The organism is Gordonia sp. IEGM753, assembly GCF_050321825.1.
GTDB lineage: Bacteria > Pseudomonadota > Gammaproteobacteria > Pseudomonadales > Pseudomonadaceae > Aquipseudomonas.
The window spans coordinates 108,175-124,815 of the sequence record NZ_JBNQGB010000005.1 but is presented as its reverse complement, the minus strand read 5'-3'; the positions used below and the strand labels follow the sequence as shown (position 1 = coordinate 124,815).

Below are 16,641 nucleotides of genomic sequence, written 5' to 3'. Positions count from 1 at the left end.
ACTGGCGTGTTGCTTTGACACTACGGCAGCAAAATCACCTTGTCGCCGCCGCCCTGATTCACTTCGGCGTAGCGTTCCAGCCCTTCCGACAGTGGTGATTCAAACAGCCCGTCCGGAAGTGGCAGCAAACCTTGATCGAAGAACTGCCCGAACTGATCCAGCATCGCCGCGCACGCCTGAACCCCGTACAGCAACGAGTTGATGCCGACCACTGAACCGCCCTTGCGGTACAGCCCCAGCGCCGGCAGCTGCACCATGCCGTCAACCGGCGCGGCGATGATTGCGATACGGCCAAAAAGCGCCAATGCCGCAACGGAGGCCGGCAACCAGAAACCGGTGGTGTCGAAAATCACTTCGGCGCCGCCGGCATACACCGCATTCACCTGCGCCCCCAAATCTTCCGGGTTCTCCAGTTGCAGCGTCTGATAGCCCTGCGCCTGCAACGCCTTGACCTGCTCCGGCCGGCGCGCCGCCGCCAACACTTGAGCGCCGCGCACCTTGGCCAGCGCCAATGCCGCCGTGGCCACCGCCCCGCCGCCGATCACCAGCAGACGTGTTTGCGCGGTCACCAGGCTGCGCTCCAGCGCATCCCACGCCGTGGTGTAAGGCACGCCCAGACTGGCAGCTTGAGCAAAGCTTAAGTGAGTTGGTTTGTGAGCCACGCCATCGGCCGGCAGCTTGACGAATTGTGCATGGGAACCGTCGGCGAAAAAGCCCAGCTCACGCCCGGTGCCCCAGACTTCCTGACCGATCAGCGCATGCGGACCTTCAACCACGATGCCGGCGAAATCGCGGCCGGGAATGCGCGGCAACGTGGTGTAGGGAAAACGCCCCAGCACATTCTTTACGTCGCTGGGATTGAGACCCGCAGCCTTGATCTCGACCAGCACCTCATCGGCACCGGGAACGGGCGTAGGCACCTCAACGTAGCGCAGGGCCGAGAGGTCGCCGGTTTTATCGAACTGCAATGCTTTCATGACAGTGTCCATCGATTGAGGAAGAGGTTTCAGGAGATCCAGCCAGCCACTAAATCACGCCCCATGGGCCACAGCTTTTCGCCAGCGAGCATGCCCAGCAACCCCACCAGCGCGATGGCCGGTGGTGCAGGAGAACGAAAATCCAATGCGCCATAGAGCAAGCCGACGCCCAGGCCGATGGCCAGTGAAATGAGGTAGTTCATGGCAGACTCCGTGGGCAATCAAGATAGGCCCAGAGTCTAGAGGGAGGTGGCGGCGAGCATCGGCCAAGTGCTTCTGAATTTCGGCCAAATCAGCTTGGGACAGCGCTCAGGTCCGGGCCTGGCTCGCAGAGAACTGTGAAGGCGCGACACCCAGTTCCCGACGGAACATGTCGCTGAAGCTGCTCGGCGAATAACCTAATTCCCGGGCGATTACATTGACCCGCGCGCCCTGAATCAGCGCTGCCACTGCGGTTGCCAATTGCACCTGTCGCCGCCACTCGGCGAAGCCCATGCCCAAACCGTCCTTGAACAACCGTGCCAGGGTGCGCACGCTGGCACCGGCGTTTTCGGCGTGCTGCTCAAAAGGAATGTCCAGCGACGGCGCTGCCATCACGGCGTGACAGAGGTTGATCAAACGCCGGTCGGAACTGTCGGGCAAAGGAATTTTCAGCAGAGATCGCTTGGCTCGCCTAAGCTCCAGCAGCGCCAGGCCAACCAGCGCCTCGTAATACTCGGGCGCGCCGTCATCGCCCTGCTCGACCAGTCCCACAATCAGCTCACGCAATAACCCGCCCACCTCGATTACCTGGACCGTGTCGTCCAGCGTCGCCGCCAATGATGGCCGAAGGTAGATGTTGCGCATCTGCAAATCCGACACCACGCGAATACCGTGCGGCACACCCGGCGGCAGCCAAACCGCCCGTTGCGGCGGCACCACCAACGCCTCGTGAGGCGTTTCGACCCACATCACTCCGCTCATCGCATACAGCAACTGGCCCCAGACATGCTCGTGGGGCTCAATGAACAGACCACGCGGGTAAGTGCGCGCCAACGGCTGCACGGGTACATCGTGGTCACTCAGATCGGGGGGCGTGGCGAGGGCCATGGGCAATAATCATTGGGGGGCTTGAGAAAGTGCATGGTAACCAGCCGCAGACCTTGTCGCCACTGGCGGCAACCGTCTGACAATCCGACTGAATTTTCTGCAGCCCCAACGATCCTTCTATTACCACAGGGAGGAATAAAGGCTTTATGAACAACGCAAAACTTTTCGTCATTGAATACACCCTTCATGGCGCGCCCAAGTCCTTCATCATCCGCCTCGACAAGATGGACAACGCGGAGGCCTGGCATTGGGCGAGTTGTGATGCGGGGGTCGGGCGCATCCCTCGTTTCGGGCGTGAGAAGGTGCAAAAAACCAGCAAGCCGCTGGCGGAGAAATTCGGCGTTGAGAACGTAACCTGGCGACCGGCCAGTTAAAAAACCGAGTCTTTGCAGGCGCGGGCTCGCGCCTGCAAAGACCGATTCAGCTTATTTGGCGTGAGCACACTTGCAGCCTTTGCTCGTGCATTCTTCGCCATGCTCGTGGTGCTTGGCGCAGCCTTCACAGCAATAATGCTTGCCGTGACGCGCTACCGGATGTTCACCCAGTTTGCAGTTGCACTTGGGGCAGTCGCAGGTACTTTCACTGTTGATCATGAGCCTGACTCCTTGGTTGTGGTCGTCGGGGACCGCCAATGCGGCCCGTCTTACCAGTGTAGGAGTTTGTGTCAGGCCTGCCGTGTACTGCTGCGATACATGAACACCAACGCCAACGCCAGGCACACCATCGCCAACAGGCGACTGCTGGACAGCTCGATTGCCGGGTTGCCCAGCCAGCCGAAATTGTCGATCAGCATGCCCATGCCCAGTTGCCCCAAAATGACCGCAACCGTCGCCACCGCCGTACCGACCCGAGGTACCGCGCCGACCATGACCATCATGTAAACCACGCCAAACAGTGCGCCGCTCAACTGCCATTTCGGCACGTCCAGCAGGCTTACGGCGTGGGCCGGCTCGAAAAACAGGATCAGCAATGCAGTGACTATCGCGCCCACCACAAAGGTCAGCAAACTGCTGCGCAGCACGCCGACGGTTTCTCCCAGACGCCCGTTGATCGCTGCCTGAACACTTAAAACGGCGCCCGCAGCAACGACCACGGCCAACAAAATAATCAGATTCATGATCAACCCCACGCAATCAAGACAAGTGCCGCAACAATCAGCAGCAGCGCCAGCCACCGCTCGCCATTGACCTTTTTACGGGTCGTACCGAACCAGCCGAAGTGGTCGATCAATACGCTTTTGCCGACCTGCCCGGAGAGAATCGCGATCATGGTCATGGCGATGCCGATATGCGGCGTGGCCAGCGTCAGCACGATGACGTACATCGGCCCCAGAAAACCGCCAATCAGCTGCCAGCGCGGCAATTCACTGAGCGCCGGGCCTTGTCGCGGGCCGCTGAACAACAACAGCAAGAACAGAATCGCCGAACCGACCCCGAAAATGCTCAACGTGGCCCACAAGTGCCCGACCTGAATCCCCAGCGGCCCCAATAACCCGGCCTCCACGGACAAACCCATGCCGGCCAAAATCACCAGTGGCAGCAATAACAGTCGCAGCCCTGGTTGGGTGCGGGGCACGGCCGCAGTGCCCGCGTCGTCGATTGAAGAAGAGTGCATGCAAGAAACCTGATCAAAGAAGGATGGGGCGCATTATCGGCTGGCGGTGCTTTGCGATAAATGGGAGCATCCGGACAACACTTTTGCGTAACTCGCACATCAGGATTCATCATGCACGGCCTCAACGAATTCGGATTCAAGGCGCTTCGGCTGTTTGTCGCGGTGCTCGACCACGGCAGCTTTTCCGAAGTCGCTCGTCGTGAGGGCTTGGCGCCCTCCTCCATTTCCCGTCAGATCCAGCTGATGGAACACGCGTTGAGCCAGCAATTGCTCTATCGCCATACCCGTGCGGTCACACCGACCGAAGCCGGGCGCATGCTCGGGCATCACGCGCGCCTGGTGTTGGTGCAACTGGAGGAAGCCGAACAAGCCCTGCAGGAACAGCAAAGCGAACCCAGTGGATTGGTGAGAATCAACGCGCCTGTGGTGTTCGGCCAACGGCATCTGACGCCATGGCTGGGCCGACTGTGCGAGCGCTACCCGAAGCTGCAGCTGGATATCCAGCAAACCGACAGTTATGTCGACCCACTGCAGGAAGGCGCCGATTTGCTGTTCCGCATCGGCCCGTTGCACGACTCAAGCATGCAGGCGCGCATTCTGGCGCCGCACCGTTTTCAAGTCGCCGCCAGCCCCGCCTATCTGCAGCGCCATGGCACGCCACAACATCCTGATGAGTTGGCGGCACATCAATGCCTGGCCTACAAAGGCGTGACCGGCCAGCAGCGCTGGTTTTTCCGCAAAGACCAGCAAGACTGGACGCCTTACCCGGTGAAAGGGCCCATCACCGGCAACCACGCCGACACGCTTACCCAGGCCGCCCAGCAAGGTCTTGGGTTGGTGATGTTTCCGTCGTGGTTAATCGGAGAAGCGGTACGCGAAGGCACGCTGGTGCCGGTGCTGGGGGACTATCAGGTGTCCAACAGCCTGGAGCCGCAGCAGATTGCTGTGCTTTGGCCCGGTAGCCGACGCCTGTCAGTGAAAGTGCGCACGGTGATCGATTTTTATGTCGAATGTTTCGGCGCCGTGCCGTATTGGGACAGGCCGTAGCCACCACCGGCGCACTGGAAAACCTGCTCGCTCCCACAGGTTTGGGTTGGTTCAGATACGGAACTGCCCGACCAGGCTGCCCAAACGCTGGCCCAGGTCGGCCAGGCTGCGCGAGGTTTGCGCGCCCAGTTGCGTTTCGTCGGCGACGCTGTCCACAGCAACAGCGATCTGATGCACGCTGCGGTTGATCTCTTCAGCCACCGCCGTTTGCTCTTCTGCGGCACTGGCGATCTGCGCGTTCATCGAGTTAATGGTGGCGATCAATTGCGCCATGGTGTCCAGTGACGCGCCCGCTTCATTGGCCTGAGCCGAAGTGCCGTCGCCGGCCTCGCTGGAACGGCGCATGGCTTCCACCGCCGATTGAGTGCCGGCCTGCAAGCGCTCGATCATGCCCTGGATTTCCTGAGTACTGATTTGCGTGCGACTGGCCAGCGCCCGAACCTCGTCCGCCACCACCGCAAAACCGCGACCGGCCTCACCTGCGCGCGCCGCTTCAATCGCCGCGTTCAGCGCCAGCAGGTTGGTTTGTTCAGCAATTGAACGGATCACGCCGAGCACACTGACAATCGACGACACGTCCTTTTGCAGACTGTCGAGGGACACACCGCTGCTGCGAATGTCGTCTACCAATGCGTGAATCTTGACGATGCTGCCGGCCACCACGCGTTTGGCGGCCTGGCCTTCTTCGTCGGTCTGCTGAGCGGCCACTGCGGCATTCTGCGCACTTTTCGCCACTTCCTGTGCCGCCGCCGACATTTCATTAATCGCGGTAGCGACCTGATCGGTCTCGTGGCGCTGGCGCTCCATGGCTTTGTCGGAACGCTGAGCCTGATCGGACACCTGATTCACCAACCCCGTCAGTTGCGAAGTCATTTCAGTGATCTGGCGCACCAAGCCGTGAATTTTGTCGACGAAACGGTTGAAGGAACCGGCCAATTCACCGAGTTCGTCCTGGCTGGTAATGGTCAGGCGCCGGGTCAGGTCGCCCTCACCTGCTGCGATGTCATCGAGGTTGGCTTTCATCAGCGTCAACGGACGCAAAATGGTATTGGCCAGCAACATGCCGGCGGCGGCGATCACCAGCAGCAACACCGCCGCGATCCCGACAATGCTCAGCACCACACCTTCCATGCGCTCCTGAACCTTGCCCTCAACCACTGCCACTTGCGCCTCGACCCCGTCGAGATTGACCGAAGTACCCACCGCCATGTCCCACTTCGGCAGGTATTCGGTGTACCCGAGTTTGGGCACCAGCACTTGGCTATTGCCGGGTAGCGGCGAGCTGTACTGCAAATAGTGAGTGCCCTCTTTGGCCACTCTCACCAAGTCACGGTTGACGAACACGCCGTTCGGATCGCGATTGTCCTTGAAGCTTTTGCCCACGCCGTCGGGGTCGTTGGCCTTGAACAGGCGCACGGTGTTGGAGTCATAACCGAAAAAATAGCCTTCCTTGCCATAGGTGATGCTCGACAACAATTTCACCACCTGCGCCCGCGCCGCATCGTCACCGGGGGCGGCGGCGTCGTAGAGTGGTTTGATCGCGGTCATGGCCACGGCGACGTAACTTTGCAGCGTCGCCTTGGCATCGTTGAGTAGCCGCTGGCGGGTTTCCTCGACCTCCTTGCGCGCTTGCTCCTGCAAGATCAACAACGTGGTCAGGCTGATGATCAACGCAAAGAGCAACACCGGGAGAACGGCAAGGGACAGGACTTTGGCCTTCAGGCTCATGCGCATGACGGTTCACTCTTTTGATTTTATTGGCGTGGATAAAGGCTTTAACGGCACGCCCGACCAAAAGTTGAATTCACTCACACACAGGATGGTTGCTCAGAGCACCATCGCGGCCACCCAGCCAAACGCCAGCAATGGCAGGTTGTAATGCAAAAAGGTCGGAACCACGGTGTCCCAGATGTGGTGATGCTGGCCGTCGATGTTCAGGCCGGAGGTCGGGCCCAGGGTTGAATCCGAGGCCGGTGAACCGGCGTCACCCAAGGCGCCAGCGGTGCCGACAATGCACACGATTGCGAGCGGGCTGAAACCCAGTTGCACGCACAGCGGCACGAAAATCGCCGCCAGAATCGGCACCGTGGAAAATGACGAACCAATGCCCATGGTCACCAGCAGGCCCACCAGCAACATCAACAACGCCCCGATGCCTTTGCTGTGGTTAATCCATGAAGCCGAGGATTCCACCAGCGTCTGCACTTGACCGGTGGCCTTCATCACTTCGGCAAACCCTGAGGCAGCAATCATGATGAAGCCGATCATGGCCATCATCTTCATGCCTTCAGTGAACAGGTCATCGGTGTCGCGCCATTTGACAATGCCAGACACCGAGAAAATCAAGAAGCCAGCCAATGCCCCAATGATCATCGAGTCCAGCAGTAGCTGAATGATGAACGCTGCGGCGATGGCCACACCGGCAACCATCAGGCTCAAGGGGTTGTACGCGACCTCGACCTGCTCGACTTTTTCGATCTTTGCCAAATCGTAGACACGCTTCTTGCGGTAGCTGAAAAAAGCTACCGCGAGGCCCACGACCATGCCCAATGCCGGAATGCCCATGGCATGGGTGACGTTGATGCCGCTGATGTCCACACCGCTGCGAGCGACGTTGGCCAGCAGGATCTCGTTCAAGAAAATGTTGCCAAAACCAACCGGCAGAAACATGTAAGGCGTGATCAGACCAAAGGTCATGACGCAGGCGATCAGCCGGCGATCCAGTTGCAGTTTGGTCAACACGTATAAAAGAGGTGGAACCAGCAATGGAATAAACGCGATATGTATCGGCAAGATGTTTTGCGAGGCGATTGCCACCACCCAGAGCAAACCGATCAGTAGCCATTTGACCTGCCGCCCGCCGCTGGCGTGCTGACGGTCGACCATCAGCAACGCTTTGTCGGCCAGCGCATGCGCCAGGCCGGACTTGGCGATGGCCACCGCAAACGCGCCGAGCAAGGCATAGGACAACGCCACTGTCGCCCCACCACCGAGCCCGCTATTAAAGGCTTTGAGCGTTGCATCGATGCTCAGGCCGCCGGTCAATCCGCCGACCATGGCCCCCACGATCAGCGCAATCACGACATGTACGCGAGACAGGCTGAGCACCAGCATGACGCCGACCGCGGCAATTACAGCATTAATCATCGTTACCTCAGGGCAAACGGAATGAGTCCGGCCGGCGGTCCGCAACGCGACGCCAGTGGATTATTTAATTGGGTTTTATTAGAGGGCGCGCACTTTGCAACAAGCGCAAGCAAGCTGCAAGCCTCAAGAAAGCTGAAACTGCGCCGCTACAGTGCAAAGTCTCAGATATTTATCGAATAAGGACATCACTCCATGTCACTCAGACAACTTTCCATTCAATGGAAAATCACCCTGCTGGCCGGGCTCTGCCTGGCGGCTATTGTGACCCTGCTGGTAGGGCTTTCGCTGTACCGCATGGAGCACAGTTCTGCGCTGGTGAAAGCCTCAAGCATGGAGATGCTCAACGAAGCGGCGCAGGCGCGCATTGAATCCCAGGGAGAAAACCAGGCGCTGGGCATTCGCCAGCAGTTTATGGACGCCTACCAATACGGGCATGGTTTTTCGCGGCAAGTGCTGTTCCTGCGCGACCAGGCCGAAAAGCGCTTTCTGGATGCCTTCGATCTGCGTGAAGACCTGACACGTCAAGTCAAGTCCGCGCTGCAGGCGAACCCGGAACTGCTCGGTTTGTCGCTGGTATTCGAGGCCAACGCACTGGATGGCAAGGATGAACTGTTCGCCGGCCAGGCAGAGCTGGGCAGCAACGACAAGGGGCGCTTCGCGCTTTACTGGTCGCAACCGTCGGCCGGCAAACTGACGTCCATGGCATTGCCGGAAAGCGATATTGCAGATACCCGCGCCGGCGCCAGTGGAGAAGCCGCCAACGCCTGGTTCACTTGCCCGCGCACCACGCTAAAACCCTGCGTGATCGAACCGTATTTCTTCATGATCGATGGCCAGAACGTGCTGATGACCAGCATCGTGTTCCCGCTGATGGTCAACGGTAAAATCATTGCTTCGTTGTCCGTCGACATCAACCTGAACAGCCTGCAGGCGATCAGCCAAGGCGCCAGCAAGAAGCTCTATGACGGCCAAACCAACGTCAGCATTATCAGCCCGGCCGGTTTGCTTGCAGGCTACAGCCCGGACGCCAGTAAACTCAGCCAACGCCTGGACGCGGTAGACAAAACCAGCGGCAGCGAACTGGTACGCATGCTGGCCGCCAACAGTAAAACGGCCAGCCTGCACATCGATCAACAACTGAAAGTGCTGGCGCCGTTCCAGCCCATTCCCGGCGGAAAATCCTGGGGCGTGTTGCTTCAGGTGCCGGAGAAGGTCTTGGTCGGCCCCGCTGAAACGTTAAAAAAACAACTGGATGACAGCAACACCGCCGGCACGCTGATAGAGCTGAGCCTGGGTGTATTGGCAGCCTTGATCGGCCTGCTGCTGGTGTGGCTGATGGCGCGCAGCGTGACCCGACCGATTCTTGGCGTGGCGCACATGCTGGAAGACATCGCCAGCGGCGAAGGTGACCTGACACGTCGCCTGGCCTATGACAAAAAGGATGAACTGGGGCAATTGGCCGGATGGTTCAATCGTTTCCTCGACAAGCTGCAACCGATCATCGCCGAGGTTAAACGCTCGGTGCAGGACGCTCGCAGTACGGCGGATCAATCGTCAGCCATCGCCACGCAAACCAGTGCCGGCATGGAGCAACAGTATCGTCAGGTGGACCAGGTCGCGACCGCCTCTCACGAGATGAGCGCCACCGCCCAAGACGTGGCCCGCAGCGCCGCACAAGCCGCTCAGGCTGCGCGTGATGCAGACCACGCAACCCGTCGCGGCCTGACCGTGATCGACCAGACCACCAGCAGCATCGACAACCTGGCTGCCGACATGAGCGCGGCGATGGTGCAAGTCGAAGGCCTGGCGGCGAACAGTGAAAAAATCGGTTCGGTGCTTGAGGTGATCCGCGCCATCGCCGAGCAGACCAATTTGCTGGCATTGAACGCCGCCATCGAGGCGGCGCGTGCCGGTGAGGCCGGGCGCGGTTTTGCGGTCGTGGCGGATGAGGTACGCAACCTGGCACGTCGCACCCAGGAATCGGTTGAAGAAACCCGCTTGGTGATCGAGCAGTTGCAAAGTGGTACGCAGGATGTGGTCGGGTCGATGAACAACAGTCATCGCCAAGCCCAGGACAGTGTTCAGCAAGTGGGCCAAGCAGTAACCGCGCTGCGCCAGATTGGCGATGCGGTCACCGTGATCAGTGACATGAACCTGCAAATTGCAAGTGCAGCCGAAGAGCAAAGCGCTGTGGCCGAAGAGATCAACAGCAACGTGGCGACCATCCGCGATGTGACCGAGTCGTTGTCAGGGCAAGCCAACGAATCGGCGCGGGTGAGTCAGTCACTTAATAGCCTGGCCAATCAGCAACAAAGCTTGATGGATCAGTTTCGGGTTTAAACCAACGACTGAATCCATCAAAAATCAACTGAACGGTAGGAGTCTGGCTTGCCGGTGATGGCGATTTCACGGATGTCATCGCCGGCAAGCCGGACTCCTACGGATCGGCGGTGAATGCCGGATTGTTGTGGTTAACCCAAATCCCGTAGGAAACCGGCTTGCCGGTGATGGCGATTCCGAAGACGCCATCGCAGGCAAGCCGGACTCCTACAATTTGATGACTGCGCTGCAGATCCGTATCAGCGTTTAGGCAGCTCGATCACAACTTTGAGCCCGTCCCACTCACTTTCCTGCAGCAACAACTTCCCGCCCCAGGTATCGACGATGTCGCGCACGATGCCCAATCCCAAACCATGCCCGTCAGTTTGTTCATCGAGCCGCGTCCCCCGACTGAACACTTGAGCGCGCTGTTCGTAGGGGATTCCCGGCCCATCGTCTTCAACGTCCAGGGTAAAGTTGTGGCTCCCCTCGACCACGCTCAAGCGAACCTCGGCATCCGCCCATTTGCAGGCGTTATCCAGCAGGTTGCCCAGCAGTTCCAGCAGATCCTCGCGATCCCATGGCAATTGCAACCCGGCAGGCGCGCGGTAGCTCAGTTGCAGGTGTTCGCCGTGGATCATGTTCAACGTCGCCAGCAATCCCGGCAGTTCCACATCGCAATCAAACAACGCTCCCGGCAGTGCATCGCCGGACAATCGGGCGCGATTAAGCTCACGGTTAAGACGTTGCTGAACCTGTTCCAACTGTTGTTGCAGCATCTTGCGCAGCTCTGGGTGCGCGTCGAGCTTTTCATTGGTCGCCAGGCTGACCAACACCGCCAGCGGGGTTTTCAGAGCATGGCCCAAATTGCCCAGGGCATTGCGCGAACGTTTGAGGCTGTCTTCGGTGTGGGCTAGCAAATGATTGATCTGCGCCACCAGCGGCTCCAGTTCCACGGGCACTTGGTCGTCGAGCTGTGAGCGCTTGCCTTGCTGTAACTGGGCGATCTGCTCGCGGGCCTTTTCCAGTGGTCGCAAGGCACGGCGCACGGTGAGCCGTTGCAGCACAAGGATCAGCAATAGACCGGCAAGGCCGACGCCCAATCCAATTTGACGCATGCGCTGGAAGCTCTCGCGCACCGGGGTGTAATCCTGCGCGACGCTGATGGACACCGCGTGCCCAAGCCGCCGATAGTCAGCGCGCAGCATCAGCAATTGCTGGCCTTCGGGGCCCAACTGCAGATTGCTGTGCAGCCCTGGCTGATCCAGCAAGGGCAACTCCTGATCCCACAACGAGCGGGAACGCCAGTGGGTGTCGGCAAAATCGATACGGAAATACTGCCCGGAAAACGGCCGCTGATAGGCCGATGACAACAGCCGCTCATCCAGTTGCAAACCTTGCGGCCCACGCACCATGGCAGCCAGCAGGCTTTCGCTGTCGTTGCGCAAACCGGCCTCGAGATAGCGCTGCAAGCCCACTTCGAACAACCACAAACTGGTTTGCGCCAGCACCAGGCCAACGACCACCATCACACTAATCAGTCCTAGGCTCAGACGGCGCTGGATCGACCTCACGGGGCCCGCCCACCGAAGAGGTAACCCTGACCACGGCGCGTTTCAATCACGCTGCGCCCAAGCTTGCGCCGCAAGTGGTTGACGTGAACTTCGAGCACGTTGGAGTCACGCTCGGTTTCGCCGTCATAGAGGTGTTCGGCGAGGTGGCTTTTGGAAAGAATCTGTTCGGGGTGCAGCATGAAATAGCGCAGCAGGCGAAACTCTGCCGCCGTCAACTGAATGTCGGCGCCGTCGCGGGTCACGCATTGACGGCCTTCATCCAGGTGCAGTCCTGCCGACTGCAGCGTCGGTTGGTTGACCTGACCGTGCGAGCGACGCAGTAACGCCTGAATGCGCAAGTGCAATTCTTCCGGGTGGAAAGGTTTGGTCAGGTAATCGTCGGCGCCGGCCTTGAGGCCTTCGATGCGCTCGGCCCATGACCCGCGAGCCGTGAGAATCAGCACCGGCGTCGCCAACCCGCCGGCGCGCCACTGGGCAAGCACCTCAAGGCCTGGCACACCCGGCAGGCCCAGATCGAGGATGATCAGGTCATAGGGTTCGCTGCTGCCCTGGTAGATCGCATCACGGCCGTCAGCCAGCCAATCCACGGCATATCCCTGACGGTTGAGGCCGGCCATTAATTCATCAGCCAGAGGTACGTGGTCTTCCACCAGAAGCAAACGCATCGGTCAATCTTCCTTGTCTTTCAGTAAACGGCCAGTGGTGGCTTCAATGTCCAGCTCGCGAACCACGCCTTCGGCGGTCAACAGCTCGACTTCATAGACATAAACGTCGTGGTGTTCTTCAAGCTCCGCTTCCAGCAGCTTAGATCCTGGGTAACGGTCCAGAGCCTGCTGCAACAGTTGCTCCAGCGGCAGAATCACCCCTTGCTGGCGCAGGCGCAGCGCCTCGTCCTGGTCCAGGTCACGCGCCATGACCAGCGAACAGAATGCCAGCAGCACCCACGCCGCTCGACTGCTGATGCGCCCGTTGAACAATGAAAACACCTTCATTACCTTTCCTGATGATCCTTGAGAACCTGCCCGCTGACAGCGTTTAATTCCAGGTCCCACTCAATGCCTTGTGGGTCACGCAGCTCTATCTGATAGATAAACTTGCCGTACTCTTCTTCCAGCTCGGTTTCGCTAATCTTGGCGCCGGGATGTTTAGCCAGTGCGATTGCGTTGAGCTTCTCGAAGGACACAATGGTACCAGCGTCACGCAGCCTCAGGGCTTCGTCCGGGCCCAGATCCCGTGCGTGAGCGAGGCTGGCGGTCATGCCGATGAGCAGTGCGGTGAACAGGGCAGTCAGATTTTTCATGGGATGTCTCCGTATTATTTGTGTGTATTGCTTACGGCGGCACCTTAAACAGGTGAACTTAACTGAAGCTGAATTGCCATCATTGGATCAACACGCCAGCACCCTATAATTTCCCGCTTGCCAGACATCGAGACCGGTAATGACCGCTATCCACATCAAATTCCCTTCGCTGACGCTAAAAGCCGGAGCGCGAGCCCTCACCCGTATCCGTCAAAACGGCTTGAGTGCCGCCGATGTCGGTACGCTGCCGGGCGCCGCCGGTGGGCCCAAAGCATTGGGAATTCAAGGTCTGGACCTGGCGTTGTTTGGCGAATGGCTACCGGGCGCGCCCCGTGAGCGGTCGTTGATTGGTGCCTCCGTCGGTTCCTGGCGTTTCGTCAGCGCCTGTCTGCCAGAGGCTGCCGAAGGCATTCGACGACTGGGTCATCTGTACACCGAGCAGAACTTCAACAAAGGCGTGACCATGGCGCAAGTCAGCCAGAGCTCGCAGCGCATGCTGGATGAATTGCTGGACGGGCGCGACACTTCGATTCTGCACAACACGCACTACCGACTGAACATCATGGTGGTCAAAAGCCACGGCCTGCTTGCCGAAGACCATCGAGGACGACTGGGCCTGGGCCTGTCATCGGTGATCGCCGACAACCTGCGCGGTCGCGCCCGGTTGTCACGCCATTTTGAACGATTGATCATCCACGACCCGCGCCTGGCGCCACCGGTCAACGCGTTAAACGATTTTCCGTCGCGTTTCGTGGCGCTGAACGCCGCAAACCTGCGCCAGGCACTGCTCGCCTCGGGCTCGATTCCGATGGTGATGGAGGGCGTGCGGGATCTGCCGGGCGCGGGCGCAGGCACATTCCGCGACGGTGGGCTGCTCGACTACCACCTCGACCTGCCTTACAGCGGCAACGACATCGTGCTCTACCCACACTTTACCGACCGGGTCATTCCCGGCTGGTTCGACAAGACGCTGCCTTGGCGCCGCGCAAGTCCTGCACGCTTGCAAGACGTGCTGCTGCTGGCACCGTCGAAGGAATACCTGGCGCGCCTGCCCTACGGCAAACTGCCAGACCGTAACGATTTCAAGCGTTTCATGGGCGATGCCGCGAGTCGCCAGAAATACTGGCGCGCAGCGATGCAAGAAAGCCAACGCCTGGGTGACGAGTTCCTCGAACTCGCCGCCAGCGGTCGCCTCGGCGAGCGCTTGCTGACCCTTTAGTCAGGACAAACTGTTAAACTCGCCGCCTGCCCAAATCGCCCCGGCGATCGCCACCTGACAGAGCTAAAACACTTGGAAATCTTCAAAGAATTTACCTTCGAATCCGCCCATCGCCTGCCCCACGTCCCGGACGGCCACAAGTGCGGCCGATTGCACGGTCACTCCTTCAAAGTGGCCATTCACCTGAGTGGCGACCTCGATCCACATACCGGATGGATTCGTGACTTCTCCGAAATCAAGGCGATTTTCAAGCCGTTGTACGAGCGTCTGGACCACAACTACTTGAACGATATCCCGGGCCTGGAGAACCCGACCAGCGAAGTGTTGGCCAAGTGGATCTGGAGCGAATTGAAGCCTTTGTTGCCCGAACTGAGCGCCATCCGCATCCACGAGACGTGCACCAGCGGCTGTATCTATCGCGGCGAATAAAGCGGCAGATCAAAAAACCACCGGGCTCGGTGGTTTTTTTATGCCTGTAATTTTGATGAACATAATAATGCTCAAGCACAAGGCCATCCTGTCCTGCATGCCGTGAGCTTTCGATTTAGCTCACATCCTCCCGCACTCACTGCCTGAAGAATTTTCTGACAGGCCCGGACTCCAACCATCCCATCCCTGTCCTACAAGCAATTCATCCACGACTGACTGCGAATCCCTCCTGCAGCGTGCACTGTTGCGTCCAGGAAAACGATACCGATTTACCGCCCATGGACGGGTTTTGTGCTGAAAGGAATGGTCGATGGAAAAGGATTTTGGGGGATATCACTGCGCCGTCTGTCGCGAGCAAGCCTTGGCACAACGCGCTCGAAAACTTGTGCCTCAACCGAACCAAGGGCAAGCACAACATCAATACAACGAAATGATTGCCCGACGAGAGACTCAGGAACGGCAGTACAACGCAGCGTGGGAAGAAAGGGAAAGGCGCGAAGAGGACGCCCGAGTGAAAGTCACCCTGCGTATCGGAGTATTTTTCGATGGCTCAGGAAATAACCCGTTCAATGTGGAGAGGGGACGAGCGTGCGGTGCTCATCATCCGGTGTCAGCACAAGATATGCACGGCAGTTGCAAACCGTACATGCAAGACCCTGAAAGCAGTTATGGGGGAGCAATAACGAATATTAAACGGCTGCACGATTTGTACACACGTACTACTCAAGAAGAAAAAATCGTGCAGCATAAACGAGCCTTCGACAAGGTCTATGTCGAAGGTATCGGCACCACGGCCGGCGAGCAAGACAGCCTGATGGGCATGTCGTTGGGCAGAGGTGAAACTGGCATCGAAGCGCGGGTGCACTTTGCGTTTGGTCTAATTAAACGACGACTCAGTAGCTTTCACGATGACCACCCGCAGATGCGAATTCAGTCACTGATCTTCGATGTGTTCGGCTTCAGCCGTGGCGCGGCTGCAGCCCGGCATTTCGCCTGCTTGTGCCAAGCCAGAACTAACAGCCCGCTGAGAGAAGTACTGGACCTGCCGGAACGCTTTTTCGCCCGGGGCTTCAGCAAAGTCTTTGGTGAAGGGGTCAAAACCGGCTTCATCGGCTTGTTCGACACCGTGGCATCCGTGGGCGGCCTGAGTAACTTGGGGTATGTACGCAGCCCTGCAGCCCCCGGGATCAAATTGTATTTGATGCCTCGCAGCTTCCCCCATGTCCTGCAACTGGTGGCAAGGGACGAACACCGCGCCAACTTCGCGCTCAACCGGGTAGGGACGGACCACCCGGAGGTCAGCTTGCCGGGCGTGCACTCGAATATCGGGGGTGGCTATCGCGACGAAGTCGAAGAGTGCGTATTACTCAGCCCCATGCAGGCCTTGGTGGTCGGCGAATTCACCGACATCAAAACCACCTCAATCTACCGCGAAGCCCAACAGGAACGAGCAAAATTGCACGCTGAGGGCTGGCCATTGGAGATGCTGGAGCTGGTTACCCCTGATCCGGTAAAGCTGCGGCCTGAACCGAGGGAGCTGAATTCGCCGCAACAAAAGCGAGTATTTGTTGGCTTGCAGCTCAGGCGCAGGATAAGCGGCGGGCTTTCGCTGGTGTACCTGAGAGTGATGTATGAGGCTGCCCGGAAGCACGGGGTTGAGTTTGAGGATATTAACCAACGCGCCGCATTAGCACCTCCTTTGGAGCTTCTGCCGATGTGCGAGCGGTTTATTGCCGGAGATTATCGGGTTACCACTGCCGAGGACCAGTTGTTAAAGCTGCACTACATCCACCGTTCCGCTCACTGGAACCCGACGTTTCTCTCGGGGCCACGCACCACTACCTTCCAACTGGCCTTTGCCCACGCCCCGACGGCAGATGCCAAACGGGTTCAACACCCACACGTACCGGATTGGATGCTGTGACC

The 16,641-nt window shown here is 59.0% G+C and carries 18 protein-coding genes; 6 read left to right on the top strand and 12 right to left on the bottom strand.

From position 1 onward, the window contains the following. Positions 1 to 20 precede the first annotated feature (20 nt). From ACQR3R_RS22810 to ACQR3R_RS22800, 3 genes are all read right to left on the bottom strand, one after another. On the bottom strand, positions 21 to 977 hold the full coding sequence (locus ACQR3R_RS22810; protein WP_428275591.1) for an alcohol dehydrogenase catalytic domain-containing protein: 957 nt from the start codon (positions 975 to 977) through the stop codon (positions 21 to 23). Between the two features lie 29 nt (positions 978 to 1,006). After that, positions 1,007 to 1,180 (bottom strand): DUF1427 family protein, encoded by a 174-nt coding sequence (locus ACQR3R_RS22805; RefSeq protein ID WP_428275589.1) that lies wholly within the window; start codon positions 1,178 to 1,180, stop codon positions 1,007 to 1,009. 106 nt (positions 1,181 to 1,286) lie between these two features. Continuing rightward, entirely contained in the window at positions 1,287 to 2,066 is a 780-nt protein-coding gene (locus ACQR3R_RS22800) for a helix-turn-helix domain-containing protein (RefSeq protein WP_428275587.1), read from the bottom strand. Positions 2,067 to 2,212: 146 nt separating this feature from the next. Here ACQR3R_RS22800 and ACQR3R_RS22795 point away from each other — a divergent pair, with 146 nt between their 5' ends. After that, a complete protein-coding gene (locus ACQR3R_RS22795) occupies positions 2,213 to 2,440 on the top strand; it encodes a DUF6555 family protein (protein WP_054051602.1) in 228 nt (75 codons plus the stop codon). A gap of 51 nt (positions 2,441 to 2,491) precedes the next feature. Here the strand turns inward: ACQR3R_RS22795 and ACQR3R_RS22790 are convergent, their stop codons facing one another. From ACQR3R_RS22790 to ACQR3R_RS22780, 3 genes are all read right to left on the bottom strand, one after another. Next, positions 2,492 to 2,659 carry a hypothetical protein gene (locus ACQR3R_RS22790; protein WP_428275585.1) on the bottom strand — a complete coding sequence of 56 codons (168 nt, stop codon included), beginning with the start codon at positions 2,657 to 2,659 and terminating at the stop codon, positions 2,492 to 2,494. Positions 2,660 to 2,730: 71 nt separating this feature from the next. Then, entirely contained in the window at positions 2,731 to 3,183 is a 453-nt protein-coding gene (locus ACQR3R_RS22785; protein WP_428275583.1) for a DMT family transporter, read from the bottom strand. 2 nt (positions 3,184 to 3,185) lie between these two features. After that, on the bottom strand, positions 3,186 to 3,680 hold the full coding sequence (locus ACQR3R_RS22780) for a DMT family transporter (RefSeq protein ID WP_428275581.1): 495 nt from the start codon (positions 3,678 to 3,680) through the stop codon (positions 3,186 to 3,188). A gap of 111 nt (positions 3,681 to 3,791) precedes the next feature. Between ACQR3R_RS22780 and ACQR3R_RS22775 the strand changes: the two genes are divergently transcribed. Beyond that, positions 3,792 to 4,727 (top strand): LysR substrate-binding domain-containing protein, encoded by a 936-nt coding sequence (locus ACQR3R_RS22775; protein WP_428275579.1) that lies wholly within the window; start codon positions 3,792 to 3,794, stop codon positions 4,725 to 4,727. A gap of 51 nt (positions 4,728 to 4,778) precedes the next feature. Here the strand turns inward: ACQR3R_RS22775 and ACQR3R_RS22770 are convergent, their stop codons facing one another. Both ACQR3R_RS22770 and ACQR3R_RS22765 read right to left on the bottom strand, forming a co-directional pair. Continuing rightward, positions 4,779 to 6,461: a methyl-accepting chemotaxis protein gene (locus ACQR3R_RS22770; protein WP_428275577.1), complete on the bottom strand. Its 1,683-nt coding sequence runs from the start codon at positions 6,459 to 6,461 to the stop codon at positions 4,779 to 4,781. Between the two features lie 93 nt (positions 6,462 to 6,554). Beyond that, positions 6,555 to 7,871: a Na+/H+ antiporter NhaC family protein gene (locus ACQR3R_RS22765; RefSeq protein WP_428276068.1), complete on the bottom strand. Its 1,317-nt coding sequence runs from the start codon at positions 7,869 to 7,871 to the stop codon at positions 6,555 to 6,557. 195 nt (positions 7,872 to 8,066) lie between these two features. On the opposite strand from ACQR3R_RS22765, the gene ACQR3R_RS22760 reads away from it, so the two are divergent. After that, entirely contained in the window at positions 8,067 to 10,214 is a 2,148-nt protein-coding gene (locus ACQR3R_RS22760; protein ID WP_428275575.1) for a methyl-accepting chemotaxis protein, read from the top strand. A gap of 239 nt (positions 10,215 to 10,453) precedes the next feature. On the opposite strand, the gene ACQR3R_RS22755 is transcribed toward ACQR3R_RS22760, so the two are convergent. Genes ACQR3R_RS22755 through ACQR3R_RS22740 form a run of 4 tightly spaced genes read right to left on the bottom strand, consistent with a single transcriptional unit; the run spans position 10,454 to position 13,067 of the window. Next, entirely contained in the window at positions 10,454 to 11,722 is a 1,269-nt protein-coding gene (locus tag ACQR3R_RS22755; RefSeq protein ID WP_428276066.1) for an ATP-binding protein, read from the bottom strand. 41 nt (positions 11,723 to 11,763) lie between these two features. Continuing rightward, positions 11,764 to 12,432: a response regulator gene (locus ACQR3R_RS22750; RefSeq protein WP_428275573.1), complete on the bottom strand. Its 669-nt coding sequence runs from the start codon at positions 12,430 to 12,432 to the stop codon at positions 11,764 to 11,766. A 3-nt stretch (positions 12,433 to 12,435) separates the two neighbouring features. Next, the gene (locus ACQR3R_RS22745; protein ID WP_428275571.1) at positions 12,436 to 12,759 is read right to left on the bottom strand and encodes a PepSY domain-containing protein; all 324 of its coding nucleotides are present in this window, start codon (positions 12,757 to 12,759) and stop codon (positions 12,436 to 12,438) included. Further along, complete coding sequence (locus ACQR3R_RS22740) at positions 12,759 to 13,067, bottom strand: PepSY domain-containing protein (protein WP_428275569.1); 309 nt, start codon at positions 13,065 to 13,067, stop codon at positions 12,759 to 12,761. The genes ACQR3R_RS22745 and ACQR3R_RS22740 overlap by 1 nt, the downstream gene beginning before the upstream one ends. A 139-nt stretch (positions 13,068 to 13,206) precedes the next feature. On the opposite strand from ACQR3R_RS22740, the gene ACQR3R_RS22735 reads away from it, so the two are divergent. From ACQR3R_RS22735 to ACQR3R_RS22725, 3 genes are all read left to right on the top strand, one after another. Next, positions 13,207 to 14,286: a hypothetical protein gene (locus ACQR3R_RS22735; protein ID WP_428275567.1), complete on the top strand. Its 1,080-nt coding sequence runs from the start codon at positions 13,207 to 13,209 to the stop codon at positions 14,284 to 14,286. A 72-nt stretch (positions 14,287 to 14,358) separates the two neighbouring features. Then, positions 14,359 to 14,715 carry a 6-carboxytetrahydropterin synthase QueD gene (gene queD, locus ACQR3R_RS22730; protein WP_181282614.1) on the top strand — a complete coding sequence of 119 codons (357 nt, stop codon included), beginning with the start codon at positions 14,359 to 14,361 and terminating at the stop codon, positions 14,713 to 14,715. 310 nt (positions 14,716 to 15,025) lie between these two features. After that, on the top strand, positions 15,026 to 16,639 hold the full coding sequence (locus ACQR3R_RS22725) for a phospholipase effector Tle1 domain-containing protein (RefSeq protein ID WP_428275564.1): 1,614 nt from the start codon (positions 15,026 to 15,028) through the stop codon (positions 16,637 to 16,639). Positions 16,640 to 16,641: the final 2 nt, after the last annotated feature.

Bases quoted from the DNA above. Each gene is read 5' to 3' on its own strand.
- ACQR3R_RS22810 (WP_428275591.1), bottom strand. From the start codon at position 977: ATGAAAGCATTGCAGTTCGATAAAACCGGCGACCTCTCGGCCCTGCGC.
- ACQR3R_RS22805 (WP_428275589.1), bottom strand. From the start codon at position 1,180: ATGAACTACCTCATTTCACTGGCCATCGGCCTGGGCGTCGGCTTGCTC.
- ACQR3R_RS22800 (WP_428275587.1), bottom strand. From the start codon at position 2,066: ATGGCCCTCGCCACGCCCCCCGATCTGAGTGACCACGATGTACCCGTG.
- ACQR3R_RS22795 (WP_054051602.1), top strand. From the start codon at position 2,213: ATGAACAACGCAAAACTTTTCGTCATTGAATACACCCTTCATGGCGCG.
- ACQR3R_RS22790 (WP_428275585.1), bottom strand. From the start codon at position 2,659: ATGATCAACAGTGAAAGTACCTGCGACTGCCCCAAGTGCAACTGCAAA.
- ACQR3R_RS22785 (WP_428275583.1), bottom strand. From the start codon at position 3,183: ATGAATCTGATTATTTTGTTGGCCGTGGTCGTTGCTGCGGGCGCCGTT.
- ACQR3R_RS22780 (WP_428275581.1), bottom strand. From the start codon at position 3,680: ATGCACTCTTCTTCAATCGACGACGCGGGCACTGCGGCCGTGCCCCGC.
- ACQR3R_RS22775 (WP_428275579.1), top strand. From the start codon at position 3,792: ATGCACGGCCTCAACGAATTCGGATTCAAGGCGCTTCGGCTGTTTGTC.
- ACQR3R_RS22770 (WP_428275577.1), bottom strand. From the start codon at position 6,461: ATGCGCATGAGCCTGAAGGCCAAAGTCCTGTCCCTTGCCGTTCTCCCG.
- ACQR3R_RS22760 (WP_428275575.1), top strand. From the start codon at position 8,067: ATGTCACTCAGACAACTTTCCATTCAATGGAAAATCACCCTGCTGGCC.
- ACQR3R_RS22755 (WP_428276066.1), bottom strand. From the start codon at position 11,722: ATGGTGGTCGTTGGCCTGGTGCTGGCGCAAACCAGTTTGTGGTTGTTC.
- ACQR3R_RS22750 (WP_428275573.1), bottom strand. From the start codon at position 12,432: ATGCGTTTGCTTCTGGTGGAAGACCACGTACCTCTGGCTGATGAATTA.
- ACQR3R_RS22745 (WP_428275571.1), bottom strand. From the start codon at position 12,759: ATGAAGGTGTTTTCATTGTTCAACGGGCGCATCAGCAGTCGAGCGGCG.
- ACQR3R_RS22740 (WP_428275569.1), bottom strand. From the start codon at position 13,067: ATGAAAAATCTGACTGCCCTGTTCACCGCACTGCTCATCGGCATGACC.
- ACQR3R_RS22735 (WP_428275567.1), top strand. From the start codon at position 13,207: ATGACCGCTATCCACATCAAATTCCCTTCGCTGACGCTAAAAGCCGGA.
- ACQR3R_RS22725 (WP_428275564.1), top strand. From the start codon at position 15,026: ATGGAAAAGGATTTTGGGGGATATCACTGCGCCGTCTGTCGCGAGCAA.